Raw genomic sequence first — 13,559 nt, forward strand, 5'->3', positions numbered from 1 at the left:
CTTATGTCGAACGTCGAGTCGAACGCCGCGCCGACACTCCGCAAGCGCCGGCGCGCCGGGGTGTTCCTGCGCCTGCAGCGCAGCAGAGCCGCTGAGGACAGCGGCGCAGCGCTCATCCTCGTCGTCGCCGTCGGGGCGGTGCTGTCGATGCTGATGACGCTGCTGGTCGTCGTCACCGTCAACGGCATGCGGCAGGCCACCGACGATGCCGACTGGAACGCCGCCCTCGCGGCCGCCTATGCCGGTATCGACGAGTACCAGAGCAGGCTCTCGGCCGACACGAGCTACTACCGGTACGGCAACGCAGCGTCGACGTTCAGCGCGAGCAGTGCGATCACCCCCGACGACACCAACCCCGCCTTCGGCGTCGGGGCCAGCGGCACCTGGGCGCAGCTGTCGGGCGCCGACGGCACCGCGCGCGGCGAGTTCCGCTACGAAGTCGACAACTCGACCTACGGCACGACGGGGCGCATCCGACTGCGCTCGACCGGCAAGGTGGGTGATGCGACTCGCACGCTGATCGCCGATCTCAAGCAGCAGGGCTTCATCGACTTCCTCTACTTCACTGACCTCGAGGTCACCGACCCCGCCGTCGCCTCCAGTGCTCCGGCATCGTCCTGCTACGACGCAGGCACGCCACCGGCGCTGCGGTACGGCTGGAACTCGCGGCCGAGCGGCAGCACGAACCCGTGCAATGACATCTCCTTCGGTGCGTTCGACACTATCGACGGACCGCTGCACAGCAACGACACCATCCGCGCCTGCGGGACGGTCTTCAAGGGAATGGTCACGACCGGCAAGCCGTCAGCACCGTACTACCTGAACCAGTCGGCGAACGGCGGCACCTGCGCGACGCCGACGTTCGAGGTCGTCGGGTCTCCGGCGTACGCGGGCGTGAGCGGCATGCCGGCGACCAACTCCGAGCTCAAGAAAGAGACACGCTCCGACCTCACCGCGACCGACGTGCCGCGCCCCGGATGCCTCTACACCGGCCCGACGCAATTCACCTTCTACGCCGACGGCACCGTCAACATCAAGTCGCCGTTCACCAAGGCGACGCGTATCGCCAACGCCGGCTCCACGTCAGGGTCGGCACCGAGCGAATGCGGTGCGATCTCGGCGCTGCAGTCCGTCGCCGGCGCGACGATCACGGTGCCCGAGAACAACGTCATGTACGTGCAGAACGTCCCCGCCGTCACGAGCGACGTGAACTACTGGGCAGCCTCGAACGACCCCGCGAACTTCACCTGCACGAGCACCGGTTCGACGGGCCAGCGCGGCTGGCGGTTCGGCACCGGGTCGAACGCGCCCGGCTACCCGCTGCGCACGTCAAGCACTTCTACGACCGAGGTCGCCACGACGACGAGCCCCTACGGATGCCGCACCGGTGACGCGTTCGTCAAGGGCGAGTTCAACGGTGCCTCGACGATCGCCGCCGAGAACTCGATCTTCATCGTCGGCGACCTCACCTACGTCGATCAGAACGACGACATCCTCGGCCTCGTCGGCAACAACGCCGTGTGGGTCTACAACCCGGTCAACAGCTCGAACACGTTCCTGCTTTCGAAGAACCGCACGATCCACGCGGCCATCCTCTCGGTCGCACACACCTTCCAGGTGCAGAACTACGCCGTCTCCGGTTCCGGTGCGCGAGGCACGCTGACCGTCCTGGGCGCCATCGCGCAGAAGTACCGCGGGCCCGTCGCCACGGCCACATCGGGCGGGTCGATCGTCTCGGGTTACGCGAAGAACTACATCTACGACAACCGCTTCAAGTTCAAGGCGCCGCCCAAGTTCCTCAATCCCGTGACCACCACCTACGGCGTCACCTCGTGGGTCGAGACGTCGGCGGTCTTCGCGGCAGACGGGTCGGCGCGATGATCGCAGACCTGATTCCCGCAGGGTGGATCGTGGCGATCGCCGCGGTGTTCGGCGCGCTCATCGGATCGTTCCTCAACGTCGTGATCTGGCGGGTGCCGCAGGGCATGAGCATTGTTCGCCCGCCCAGCGCGTGCCCCTCGTGCGGCAAGCCCATCGCCTGGTACGACAACATCCCGGTCGTCTCGTACCTGGTGCTGCGTGGCCGCTGCCGCCACTGCGGCACCCACATCTCCGCACGTTATCCCTTCGTCGAGGCGCTCACCGCCGTGCTGTTCGGACTCGCGGCGTGGGGCGGCGTCGACGGCGCGTACGCGTTCGCGCTGCTGCCGCTCATGCTCTACTGGGCGGCGATCGCGGTGGCACTCACGTTCATCGACCTCGACCACCACCGCCTGCCCAACGTCATCGTGCTGCCGTCGTACGTCGTGACAGCCGTACTGCTTGTCGTGGCATCCATCGTCACCGGCGAGTACGGAAGGCTGCTGTCGGCCGCGATCGGCGCCGTCACCCTCGGCGGCTTCTATTTCATCCTTGCGATCGCGCGACCTGGCGGCATGGGACTCGGCGACGTCAAGCTCGCCGGCGCGCTCGGCATGCTGCTGGCGTGGCTCGGCTGGGCGACGCTGATCGTCGGTGCGTTCTCCGCTTTCGTCTTCGGCGGCATCTTCGGCGTCGCGCTCATGATCGGCCGCAAGGCCACGCGAAAGACGGCGGTGCCGTTCGGCCCGTTCATGCTGCTCGGCGCGGCCTTCGGCATCTGGCTCGGCCAGCCGCTGGCCGATTGGTATCTCGCGATGACCGGACTCACCTGATGACCGCACCCGAACAGACCCCTTTGGCATCCCCAGCGAACACGGAGGAACATCCATGGCAGCAGTAGTCGCGCTCGATCTGAGCCGCAGCGGCCTGCGCGGCGTGCAGATCGAGTCTCCCTACACCGCGCGTCCGACGATCAGTCGGTTCGCGGCCCTCGCGATCGAAGACGGCACGGTCTTCGACGGCGAGATCGTCGATCAGCGTCGTGCCATCGCCGCGCTCAAAGAACTGTGGAAGCGAGGCGGATTCACGACGAAGAACGTCGTCCTCGGCATCAGCAACCGCAAGGTCGTCGTCCGCGAGGTGACGCTGCCCGCGCTGACCGGGCCGAACCGCAGCACGAGCCTGCGCTTCGCCGTCGAGGGGCAGGTGCCGATCGATCTCGACGACGCGATCCTCGACTTCCTGCCGCTGCGCGACGTCGAGACGCCGCACGGCCCGCAGCAAGAGGGACTGCTCGTCGCGACGGTGCGCAGCAGCCTCGAGGCGACCGTCAACGCGATCGAGCGCTCTGGGCACTCGATCGACGCGGTCGACTTCTCCGGATTTTCGCTGCTGCGGCTCATGCCCGGCCCGCAACGCGGCACGCAGGCGATCATCAACGTCGGTGGCTCGAGCACGACCATCGTGATCTCCACGGCGGGCACACCGAGGTTCGTCCGCATCGTGCCGAGCGGCGGCGACGACGTCACGCGCAGCATCGAGCGTGCCCTCGGTGTCAGCTTCGCCGAGGCCGAGCAGGACAAGATCGCCCGCGGCCTGCAGGGCGGCGCCGCGACGCCGCGCGACGTCGACGCCGAGACCGTGCTGCGCGAGAACATCGCCGGCCTCATCGACAGCATCCGCAACACGTTCAGCTTCTGGGCGAACGCGCACCCCGACGCACCGGTGTCGTTCGTCACGCTCACCGGCGGCGGCAGCAGGCTCAACGGCCTGACCCTCGTGCTGTCGCGCGCGCTCGGCGTCGAGACTGCGTACGGAAACCCGCTGGGCAGCTTCAGCGTCAGCCAGAAGGCGCGCAACGCGGGGATCGAGCCGTGGGGCCTCGAGCTCGCGTCGTCGCTCGGCGTTGCGGTCGGGGCGAAGGTCAGCACCAAGCCTGCACGCGGCGCCAGCAAGGCCAGTGCCAAGTCGTCCGCGAAGGCGGCGGCTGCCGGTGCGAAGCAGGCAGAGAAGGATGCCAAGGCCGCTGCGAAGGCAGACGCCAAGGCGGCAGCGAAGGGAGCCCGCAAATGACCGCGGAAGTCACCGAGCGCCGGCAGCGCCAGCGCTCCTCGTCGCAGCCGAGCCCCTTCGACGAGCTCCAAGAGGTCGAGACCAGCACGCCGGCTCGTGCCATCGCGCGCGTCGACCTCGTGCCGCCGATCGTCGGGATCCGCCGCAAGAATCGCGCGACCATCTCGCGTCTCATGATCGGGCTGCTGGGTCTCGTGCTGATCATCGCCGCGGCATCCGTCGGCGTCGCGTTTCTGGCCGGGCGCGCCGAGAGTGCGCTCGACACCGAGCGCGCCCGCACGCTGACACTCCTCCAAGAGCAGCAGAGCTACTCTGAGGTCTCGTCGGTCATCGCCCAGCTCGGTGGCTACGACGGCGCCGAGATCTCCGCCCTCTACTCCGAGGCCGACTGGGCACGCCTGCAGGGCGAACTCGACACCGTGCTCCCCGACGACATCACGCTGGCGACCGAGACGGTCGTGATCAAGGGCCTGGATGCCGGTGCATCGGCGATCGAGGCCACCGGCCTCGACGCGCCCGGTGTCATCGAGATCTCGTTCACCGCGAACGCCGCGCGCTTCGACTCGCCGACGCCGCTGCTGAACGCGCTCAGCCAGCTCACCGGATACGTCAGCGCGACGGTGAGCGCCGTCGCCGAGTCGGGAGAGAGCGGCTACACGATCACCGGTGTCGTGCAGTTGGGCGCCGACGCGCTCGGTGGCACCGCGCGCGTCGGCGAGCTCGACGCAGACACGATCGCGCAGCTGCACGAGCAGCTCGAACTGAAGGCGACGACGATTCCGGGCTCGGGCACAACTGATGCCGGTGCGGATACCGCAACCGAGGGTGACACGACGTCCGGGACGGGGGAGTGACATGGACAAGCACAGACTGAGCCTCATCGTCATCGGCATCCTCGCCGTGGCGATCGTCGCGGGCGGCTGGTTCGTCGGCATCCAGCCGCAACTGGACCGTATGAGCACCGCGAACTCGCAGACCCAATCCATCGCACAGTTGAACGACGTGCAACAGCTCGCGATCGATGCACTCGCCGCCGAGAACGAGCATCTCGACCAGTACAAGGCCGACCTCTCCGAAGAGCACAAGCGCATCCCCGCGTCGCGCTCGCAGCAAGAGCTCATCAACCAGATCGACGCCGCCGCGACGGCGGCGGGCGTGACGGTGCGAACGCTCCGCTTCGACGCGGCGACCGAGTATGTCGCACCCGAAGGCGTCGATGTCACCCCGCCCTCCAGTGGCCGACTCGTCGCCATCCCGATGACGCTGACGGCGGACGGTGATCGTGCGCAACTGGAGGCGTTCGTCGGCAGTCTGCAGCAGTCCGACCGCATCGTCACCATCTCGGGCAGCCGGTACAGCTCCGGCGATGTCGACTCGATCGAGCTCACCGGCACGACCTGGGTGCTGATCCCGACGGCGTAGACGGTCTGCCGGTCTGCCGGTCTGCCGGTCTGCCGGGCGCGCGGGTGGCACGTCGCTGCCCGCGCGCCGCCGACCTATCCTGGCTCGCATGAGCATCGCGCGCATCACCGCCTGGGCCCTGTCGCTGACCGCCGTCCGCGCGTTCCTCAGGTACAGCGAGCGCCGCGGAGCGATGCTCGCCGACGCCGTCACCTACCGCGCGCTGTTCAGCGTGTTCGCGGGCGTGCTGCTCGGCTTCTCGGTCGCGGGGCTGTGGCTCGCGGGCGACCCCGCCGCCTGGCAGGCCCTCATCGACGCCGTCGACCGCGCCGTACCGGGACTCGTCGGCGACGGGGGACTGATCGACCCCGACTCCATCGCGATCCCCGCCGGGCTCTCGATCGCCGGCATCGTCTCGCTCGTCGGCCTCGTCGGCGCCGCGATCGGCGCGATCGGGTCGCTGCGCACCGCAATGCGCACCATTTGCGACCGCGGAACGGTCGACCTCCCGTTCTGGCTCGTGCTGCTGCGCAACCTCGCGCTTGCGATCGGAGCCGGTGGCGCGCTGCTGGCATCCGCCGCCGCGACGATGCTCGGCACGGCGGGCCTCGGCGCGGTCGCCGGCTGGCTCGGCGTCGGCACCGGCGACGCGATCGTCGTGTGGGGCAGTCGGTGGCTGGCGATCGGCGTGACGTTCGTGCTGGATGCCCTCGCGATCGCCGTCCTGTTCCGCGTGCTCTCGGGCGTGAAAGCCCCCGCCCGCGCGTTGTGGACCGGCGCGCTGCTGGGTGGGGTCGGGCTCACGGTGCTGCAGCAGCTGTCAGGGCTGTTCGTCGGGGGAGCGGATGCCAACCCGCTGCTCGTCTCGTTCGCCGCCCTCATCGCGCTGCTGCTGTGGTTCAACCTCTCGGCGCAGGTGATCCTCATTGCGACGGCCTACATCTACACGCGCGTGCGCGAGCGCGACGACCGCGTGCGCGAGCGTTTCGGCGCCCCCACGTCCGCGCTGCGGCGCGTGCAGCAGGCCGAGGACGCCGTGGCCCTGGCATCCGCCGAACTCAGTGCCGCCCGCGCCGCGCTGCCGACAGGCGGCGCCGGCGGCGCGCTGGCGACCGGCGGCAGCGACCTCACAAATCAGGCAACCTCGTCGTGACAGCTGTGTAAATTCTGCGGTTGGCCCGGCTGGGAACGGTCACGGGCCGCGCCCACACTGTGTACCTTCGTTATCGTGACCGCATCTGACAACACCGCCGCCACGACCCACCCGCTCGGCGCGACGCACCCGCTCGCGCTTGCTCCCGTGACGGGGCCCGCGAGCTCGGTCGACGGGTTCGTGCGCCAGTTCCTGCGCAACCTCAACTACGAGCGCGGCGTGCCGCTGTCGGGCTCGAGCGACAACGACCGCTACTTCGCGTTCGCGATGACGGTGCGCGACTACCTCATGGCGCGCTGGCTCGAAGACCAGCGCCGCCAGTACGAGTCGCAAGCCAAGGGCGTCGCGTACCTGTCCGCCGAGTACCTGCTCGGCCCGCAGCTCGACAACAACCTGCTCGCGTCGGGCCTCACCGACATCGCGACCGAGGCGATGGCCGCGTGCGGCATCGACATCAACGACCTGCGCGCGCAGGAGATCGAACCGGGCCTCGGCAACGGCGGTCTCGGCCGCCTCGCGGCGTGCTTCATCGACTCGCTCGCCACGATGAGCGTCCCCAACACGGGCTACGGCATCCGCTACGAGTACGGCATCTTCCGCCAGACCTTCGTCGAGGGCCAGCAGGTCGAGCAGCCCGACTCGTGGCTCGAGCTCGGCTCGCCGTGGGAGTTCCCGCACCCCGAGGCATCCCGCACGATCCCCTTCGGCGGTCACACCGAGCAGTACACCGACGACGACGGCGTCGAGCGCACGCGCTGGGTGCCGGCCTGGAACGTGCAGGCCGTTCCCTTCAACTACATGGTGCCCGGCTACCTCAACGGCCGCGTCAACACGCTGCGCCTGTGGAGCGCGAAGGCCACCAACTCGTTCGACCTGCGCGTCTTCAACTCGGGCGACTACGAAGAGGCCGTGCGCGCGCAGACGTTCGCCGAGAACATCTCCAAGGTGCTCTACCCCGAAGACTCCACGCCGCAGGGCAAAGAGCTGCGCCTGCAGCAGCAGTACTTCTTCGTCGCGGCATCCATCGGTGACTTCCTCGACAACATGCTGTCGGACGGCTTCGACCTCAGCGCCCTGCCCGACCGCGTCATCTTCCAGCTCAACGACACCCACCCCGTGATCGGCGTGCCCGAGCTCATGCGCGTGCTCGTCGACGAGCGGGGCATCGAATGGGATGCCGCGTGGCAGATCACCCAGAAGTGCTTCGCCTACACGTGCCACACGCTGCTGCCCGAAGCGCTCGAGGTCTGGTCGGTCGACCTGCTCGGCCGCCTGCTGCCGCGCCACCTCGAGATCATCTACCGCATCAACGAGGAGTTCCTCGAGGCGGTGCGCGAGCGCTTCGGTGACGACGAGATGCGCATCCGCAACATGTCGATCATCAGCGACTTCCCGAACCGCTCGGTGCGCATGGCGTACCTCGCGACGGTCGCGGGTGCGAAGGTCAACGGCGTCGCCGAGCTGCACTCGCAGCTGCTGCGCGACAAGGTGCTGCCCGACTTCAACGAGTTCTACCCGTGCAAGTTCACGAACGTGACGAACGGCGTCACGCCGCGGCGCTTCCTGCGGCTCGCGAACCCGGGGCTGTCGGCGCTCATCACCGAGGCGATCGGCACGGGCTGGGTCACCGACCTCGAGCGCCTGCGCGAGCTCGAGACCTACGCCGAAGATCCGGTGTTCCGGGCGGCGTTCGCCGAGGTCAAGGCATCCAACAAGCGCCGCCTGAGCGACGTGCTGCGCGCGCGCGACGGGTTCGAGATCAGCGACGGGCACATGCTCGACGTGATGGTCAAGCGCCTGCACGAGTACAAGCGCCAGATGCTGAACCTGCTGCATATCGTGACGCTGTACGAGCAGATCACGTCGGGACGGGTCGCGGCATCCGACATCCAGCCGCGCACGTTCATCTTCGGTGCGAAGGCGGCGCCGGGCTACGCGATGGCCAAGCGGATCATTCACCTGATCAACGCCGTGGGATCGGTCGTCAACGCTGACCCGCGCGTCGAGGGGCGCCTGAAGGTGCTGTTCCCCGAGAACTACAACGTGACGCTCGCCGAGCGCCTGATCCCGGCGGCCGATCTGTCAGAGCAGATCTCGCTCGCCGGCAAGGAGGCATCCGGCACCGGAAACATGAAGTTCGCCCTCAACGGCGCGCTCACGATCGGCACCGACGACGGCGCGAACGTCGAGATCCGCGAGCTCGTCGGCGACGACAACTTCTTCCTGTTCGGAATGAGCGAGCCCGAGGTCGAGGCGCTGTGGGCGGCCGGATACAAGCCGGCCGAGTTCTACCAGCGCGACGAGAACCTGCGCCGCGCGATGGACCTCATCGCGTCGGGCGCGTTCTCGGGCGGCGACAAGAGCGTCTTCGAGCCGATCGTCTCGAACCTGCTCTACGACGACCGGTTCATGGTGCTCGCGGATTACTCGTCGTACCTCGCGGCGCAGAAGCGCGTGGATGCCGCGTACGCGGACCAGGATGCCTGGACCCACGCCGCGATCCTCAACGTCGCCCGCACGGGCTTCTTCTCGTCAGACCGCTCGATGCGCGACTACATCGAGCGCATCTGGCACACCCCGCCCGTCCTCTGACCTGAGCCCCAAGCTCGCGGGGGTCAGGGGCGGGCGTAGCGCTGCGCGAAAGCGCGCAGGATGGCTCCGGTGTGCACCACGGGCAGGCGCTGCACCGCGGCGAGCGTGAGGTCGAGCTCGTCCGCGGCGAAGTACCCGTGCCCGGCGTAGGCGCGGATGCGCGTCGAGATCCCGTCGACGTCGAGTTCGGGGTGAAACTGCGTCGCGTACACGTTGTGCCCCACCCGGAACATCTGCACGGGGCACGCGTCGCCGCGCACGAGCAGCGTCGCCGACGGCGGCAGCACGCTGATCGCCTCCTTGTGCCCGACGAACGCGGTGAACGCGTCGGGCAGTTCGCGCAGGAGTGGGTCTGCGCGTCCGGCATCCGTCTTGCGCACCTCGATCACGCTGATCGGCTCACGGTGGATGCCATCGATGACAGCACCCTGGTGCGCGCCGACCGTGCCGATGCCGTAGCAGGCGCCGAAGAACGGGAAGTCGCGGGCGACGACCTCGTCCAGCAGCGCCGAGATCTCGGCCTCGACGCGCTGCTGCACGGCGGATTTCTTCTCGATCGGGTCGGACGCGTTGAACGGCCCGCCGCCGACGAGGATCCCCGAGTAGTCGTCCAGGTCGACCCCTCCGAGGGGGCCGGCCTCCATCCGCACCCGCACGAGGTCGCGCTCGTCGAGCCCCGTGAAGCGCAGGAACAGCGCGTACTCCTCGTCGGCGGGCACATCCTCGGCGCGCGTCGCGAGCAGCAGGAACGGCTTCATGCGTCACGCCCCGACCGGGCAGCGGCAGAGAGCGCAGCGGGCGAGGTCTCATCGCCCGGCCGTGCAACCCCCGAGGCATCCTGCACCCGCTCGATGTACGAGGTCAGCGCCCCCAGCGTCGCCGCCACGACCGGATTGCGGGGGCCTTCGTCGCGGGCGACCGCCCAGTACGCGAGCGGGTGCGCGTAGCGGCCGTCGAGCACGCGCACGAAGCGCGGGTCGGGGTCGCCGAGGAAGTCGGGCAGGATGCCGATTCCCGCGCCCGCCGCGGTCGCTTCGACGTGCGCATAGACGCTCGTCGAGCGCACCGACGGGGGAGAGTCGGGCAGTTCCTGCAGCGCGCGGTCGAGCTCATCGACCTGCAGTGAGCTCTCGACGTAGTACACGAGCGGATGCCCGGCCAGCTGTGCGACCGTCTCGGGAATCCCGTGCTCGGCGAGGTACTCCGGTGTCGCATACAGGCGCAGCGAATACGCGCACACGGGCGTCGCATACGCGCGCAGCACCTGCGGCCGGCCGACGACGATCTCGAGATCCACGCCTGACCGGTTCTGCCGCACGCGCTGCGTCGCCGACAGCAGCTCGACCGCGAGGTTGGGGTGCTCGCGGCGCAGCTCGGTCATCGCAGGCGCGAGGAAGACCGCGGTGAAGGCATCCGGCGCCGAGATGCGCACCATGCCGTGCACGATGCCGTCTTCGTCGCCCTCGACGAGTTCGCGCAGTGACCCCTCGATGCGCTCGGCGATCGAGACGGCGCGGCGGCCCAGGTCGGTCACCTCCCACCCGCCGGTCGTGCGCACGAGCACGCGCCCGCTCATCGCACCCTCGAGCGCGGCGATGCGCCGTGAGACGGTCGAGTGGTTGACGCCGAGCACTTCGGCCGCCGCCGTGTACCGGCCCAGTCGCGCGACGGACAGGAACGTCATGAGAGCGTCGAGGGGTGGCTCGCCGGCCGGTGCGGTCATGCCGACAGTGTGCACCAGCGCACAGTCGCGGTGCAAGTTTGTCGTCACCGTGTGCATTGATTCGCAGAGACCGGATGCCTAGCCTGGCATCAGAGCCGCAGTCACCGACGACCGCGGCGGCACGCCTTCGACGACGCAGGGAGCCGTCATGTCCACCATCGCCTTCATCGGACTCGGAAGGATGGGCGCCCCCATGGCCGCCCACCTGATCGCCGCGGGACACACCGTCCGCGGCGTCGAGATCAACCCCACCGCGGCCGCCATCGCAGCCGAGCACGGCGTCGAACTCGTCGACACCGTCGCTGCAGCCCTCGCCGGCGCCGACGCCGTCCTCACCTCGCTGCCCAAGCCCGAGCACGTGCGCAGCGTCTACGGCGGCCCGGACGGCATCTTCGCGCACGCGCCGGCATCCGCTCTGCTCATGGACACCTCGACGGTCGACGTCGCGACGTCGCGCTGGTGTCACGACGAAGCCGCCGCGCGCGGACTCACGTTCGTGGATGCCCCGATCTCGGGCGGCACGGCAGGAGCCGCCGCGGGCAGCCTGACCTTCATGCTCGGCGGCCGGCCGGACGACGTAGAGCGCGCCCGCGCTGTCGTCGAGCCGATGGCCGGCAACATCATCGCGTGCGGCGACGCCGGCGCCGGGATCGCGGCGAAGCTCGTCAACAACATGATGCTGTTCATCTCGGTCATGGCGATGTCGGAGGGCTCGCAGCTGGCCGAAGAGCTGGGCCTCGACGCGCGGACATTCTGGGAGGTCGCGCGTGTCTCGTCCGGTGACTCGTGGGCGCTGCGCACGTGGTACCCCGTGCCCGGCGTGGTCGAGCGCTCGGCCGCGAACAACAACTTCGACCCGACGTTCTCGGTCGACCTGGCCCGTAAGGACTGCGGTCTGGCGGTGCAGGCCGGCGACGTCACCGGCGTGCACCTGCCTGCCGCGCGCCTCGCGCTGTCGCAGCTCGACGAACTGATCGCGCAAGGCCTCGGCGGTAAGGACTGCACGCTCGTCGCCACCTTCGCCAGCCCCGACGGCACGCTGCGCGGCTACGACCCCGCACGCGACGCCGCACCGGCCCACGTCTGAACCCGCCGCCTGAGACTGACTTCAAAGGACACATCATGAGCTCTTCCGTTCTCGCCGCAGATCCCGCCGGCACCACCACCCTGATCCCGCACGTCGTCGGCGGCGCACGCGTCGACGGCGACGGCCGCACGGGGCCCATCTTCAACCCCGCCACCGGCGAGCAGACCGGCGCCGTCAGCCTGGCATCCGCTGATTTCGTGCACGAAGCCGCGCGCATCGCGCAGGCCGCGCAGCCCGCGTGGCGCGCGACGGGTCTCGGCAAGCGGCAGCAGGTGATGTTCCGCCTGCGCGAGATCGTCTCGCAGCGCGCCGAGGAACTCGCCCGCGTCATCACCGCCGAGCACGGCAAGACGGTTCCGGATGCCCTCGGTGAAGTCGCCCGGGGCCTCGAGAACGTCGAGTTCTGCACGTCGCTCATGCACCACCTCAAGGGCGACTACTCCGAGCAGGTCGCCGGCGGCGTCGACGTGCACCAGGTGCGCCAGCCGATCGGGGTCGTCGCGTGCATCACGCCGTTCAACTTCCCCGCGATGGTGCCTCTGTGGATGGTCACGACGGCGATCGCGGCGGGCAACGCCGTCATCCTCAAGCCCAGCGAGCGCGACCCCTCGGCCGCCGTCTGGCTCGCCGAGGCCTTCGCCGAGGCGGGGCTGCCGGCAGGCATCCTGAACGTCGTGCACGGTGACAAGGAGGCCGTCGACGCGATCCTCGACGACCCGATCATCCGCGCCGTCTCGTTCGTCGGGTCGACGCCGATCGCGAAGTACATCTACACGCGTGCCGCCGAGAACGGCAAGCGCGTGCAGGCACTCGGCGGGGCGAAGAACCACATGATCGTCATGCCCGACGCCGACCTCGACTCGGCGGCGGATGCCGCGATCTCGGCCGGCTACGGATCGGCGGGCGAGCGCTGCATGGCCGTCTCAGTCGTCGTCGCCGTCGGCGGCGTCGCCGACGAACTGGTCGCCAAGATCGCGGAGCGGATCCCGGCTGTCACCGTCGGCGACGGCACACAGCCCGGCGTTGAGATGGGCCCGCTCATCACGCGTGACGCGCTCGATCGCGTCACGGGCTTCGTCGCGGGCGCCGAGGGTGAGGGCGCGCGCGTCGTCGTCGACGGGCGAGCCTTGGAGGTCGGTGGCGACGGGTTCTTCATCGGGCCGTCGCTCGTCGACGACGTCGCCCCCGGCATGCGCGTGTACGACGAGGAGATCTTCGGACCGGTGCTGTCGGTCGTGCGGGTCGGCACGTACGACGAGGCGGTGGCGCTGATCAACAGCAATCGGTACGCCAACGGGACGGCCGTCTTCACCCGCGACGGCAAGACCGCGCGGCAGTTCGAGTTCGACATCGAGGTCGGGATGGTCGGCATCAACGTGCCGATCCCCGTGCCGGTGGGCGCGTTCTCGTTCGGCGGGTGGAAGGACTCGCTGTTCGGCGACACGCACATGTACGGCCCCGAGGCGTTCAACTTCTACACGCGCCGCAAGGTCGTGACCACCCGCTGGCCCGACCCGAGCGAGAGCCAGATCAGCCTCGGCTTCCCGACGCACTGACGCCTGGGCGGGGCGTTGCGCTCGCTCAACGGCCGGGGCGGGAGGCCGCCAACCGGTCGTTGAGCGAGCGGCGGAGCCGCGAGACGAAACGTCGCAACCGGCGCGGGGCTAGGC

Annotated in this window: 11 protein-coding genes; 9 read left to right on the forward strand and 2 right to left on the reverse strand. The window is 69.2% G+C overall.

Annotated elements, in window-relative coordinates; translation table 11 throughout:
• Positions 1–3: 3 nt before the first annotated feature.
• The 7 genes from BGO46_RS04380 (at position 4) to BGO46_RS04410 (ending at position 9,079) form a co-directional block, all read left to right on the forward strand.
• On the forward strand, positions 4–1,881 hold the full coding sequence (locus BGO46_RS04380; protein WP_292675560.1) for a hypothetical protein: 1,878 nt from the start codon (positions 4–6) through the stop codon (positions 1,879–1,881).
• Entirely contained in the window at positions 1,878–2,693 is an 816-nt protein-coding gene (locus BGO46_RS04385) for an A24 family peptidase (protein ID WP_292675563.1), read from the forward strand. Before BGO46_RS04380 ends, BGO46_RS04385 begins: the two co-directional genes overlap by 4 nt.
• Positions 2,694–2,748: 55 nt before the next feature.
• Entirely contained in the window at positions 2,749–3,933 is a 1,185-nt protein-coding gene (gene pilM, locus BGO46_RS04390; RefSeq protein ID WP_292675566.1) for a pilus assembly protein PilM, read from the forward strand.
• Positions 3,930–4,787 carry a hypothetical protein gene (locus tag BGO46_RS04395; RefSeq protein ID WP_292675570.1) on the forward strand — a complete coding sequence of 286 codons (858 nt, stop codon included), beginning with the start codon at positions 3,930–3,932 and terminating at the stop codon, positions 4,785–4,787. Before pilM ends, BGO46_RS04395 begins: the two co-directional genes overlap by 4 nt.
• Position 4,788: 1 nt before the next feature.
• Positions 4,789–5,355: a type 4a pilus biogenesis protein PilO gene (gene pilO / locus BGO46_RS04400; protein ID WP_292675573.1), complete on the forward strand. Its 567-nt coding sequence runs from the start codon at positions 4,789–4,791 to the stop codon at positions 5,353–5,355.
• An 88-nt stretch (positions 5,356–5,443) separates the two neighbouring features.
• A complete protein-coding gene (locus BGO46_RS04405) occupies positions 5,444–6,487 on the forward strand; it encodes a YihY/virulence factor BrkB family protein (protein WP_292675576.1) in 1,044 nt (347 codons plus the stop codon).
• A gap of 147 nt (positions 6,488–6,634) precedes the next feature.
• A complete protein-coding gene (locus BGO46_RS04410; RefSeq protein ID WP_292675761.1) occupies positions 6,635–9,079 on the forward strand; it encodes a glycogen/starch/alpha-glucan phosphorylase in 2,445 nt (814 codons plus the stop codon).
• 23 nt (positions 9,080–9,102) lie between these two features.
• On the opposite strand, the gene BGO46_RS04415 is transcribed toward BGO46_RS04410, so the two are convergent.
• Positions 9,103–9,837 carry a glutamine amidotransferase gene (locus tag BGO46_RS04415; RefSeq protein ID WP_292675579.1) on the reverse strand — a complete coding sequence of 245 codons (735 nt, stop codon included), beginning with the start codon at positions 9,835–9,837 and terminating at the stop codon, positions 9,103–9,105.
• Positions 9,834–10,802: a LysR family transcriptional regulator gene (locus BGO46_RS04420; protein ID WP_366246792.1), complete on the reverse strand. Its 969-nt coding sequence runs from the start codon at positions 10,800–10,802 to the stop codon at positions 9,834–9,836. Before BGO46_RS04420 ends, BGO46_RS04415 begins: the two co-directional genes overlap by 4 nt.
• A gap of 148 nt (positions 10,803–10,950) precedes the next feature.
• On the opposite strand from BGO46_RS04420, the gene BGO46_RS04425 reads away from it, so the two are divergent.
• A complete protein-coding gene (locus BGO46_RS04425; RefSeq protein ID WP_292675581.1) occupies positions 10,951–11,889 on the forward strand; it encodes an NAD(P)-binding domain-containing protein in 939 nt (312 codons plus the stop codon).
• A 35-nt stretch (positions 11,890–11,924) separates the two neighbouring features.
• Entirely contained in the window at positions 11,925–13,445 is a 1,521-nt protein-coding gene (locus BGO46_RS04430) for a CoA-acylating methylmalonate-semialdehyde dehydrogenase (RefSeq protein WP_292675584.1), read from the forward strand.
• Positions 13,446–13,559 lie beyond the last annotated feature (114 nt).

It is taken from the genome of Microbacterium sp. 70-16, assembly GCF_001898315.1.
GTDB lineage: Bacteria > Actinomycetota > Actinomycetes > Actinomycetales > Microbacteriaceae > Microbacterium.

Bases quoted from the DNA above. Each gene is read 5' to 3' on its own strand.
- BGO46_RS04380 (WP_292675560.1), top strand. From the start codon at position 4: ATGTCGAACGTCGAGTCGAACGCCGCGCCGACACTCCGCAAGCGCCGG.
- BGO46_RS04385 (WP_292675563.1), top strand. From the start codon at position 1,878: ATGATCGCAGACCTGATTCCCGCAGGGTGGATCGTGGCGATCGCCGCG.
- pilM (WP_292675566.1), top strand. From the start codon at position 2,749: ATGGCAGCAGTAGTCGCGCTCGATCTGAGCCGCAGCGGCCTGCGCGGC.
- BGO46_RS04395 (WP_292675570.1), top strand. From the start codon at position 3,930: ATGACCGCGGAAGTCACCGAGCGCCGGCAGCGCCAGCGCTCCTCGTCG.
- pilO (WP_292675573.1), top strand. From the start codon at position 4,789: ATGGACAAGCACAGACTGAGCCTCATCGTCATCGGCATCCTCGCCGTG.
- BGO46_RS04405 (WP_292675576.1), top strand. From the start codon at position 5,444: ATGAGCATCGCGCGCATCACCGCCTGGGCCCTGTCGCTGACCGCCGTC.
- BGO46_RS04415 (WP_292675579.1), bottom strand. From the start codon at position 9,837: ATGAAGCCGTTCCTGCTGCTCGCGACGCGCGCCGAGGATGTGCCCGCC.
- BGO46_RS04420 (WP_366246792.1), bottom strand. From the start codon at position 10,802: ATGACCGCACCGGCCGGCGAGCCACCCCTCGACGCTCTCATGACGTTC.
- BGO46_RS04425 (WP_292675581.1), top strand. From the start codon at position 10,951: ATGTCCACCATCGCCTTCATCGGACTCGGAAGGATGGGCGCCCCCATG.
- BGO46_RS04430 (WP_292675584.1), top strand. From the start codon at position 11,925: ATGAGCTCTTCCGTTCTCGCCGCAGATCCCGCCGGCACCACCACCCTG.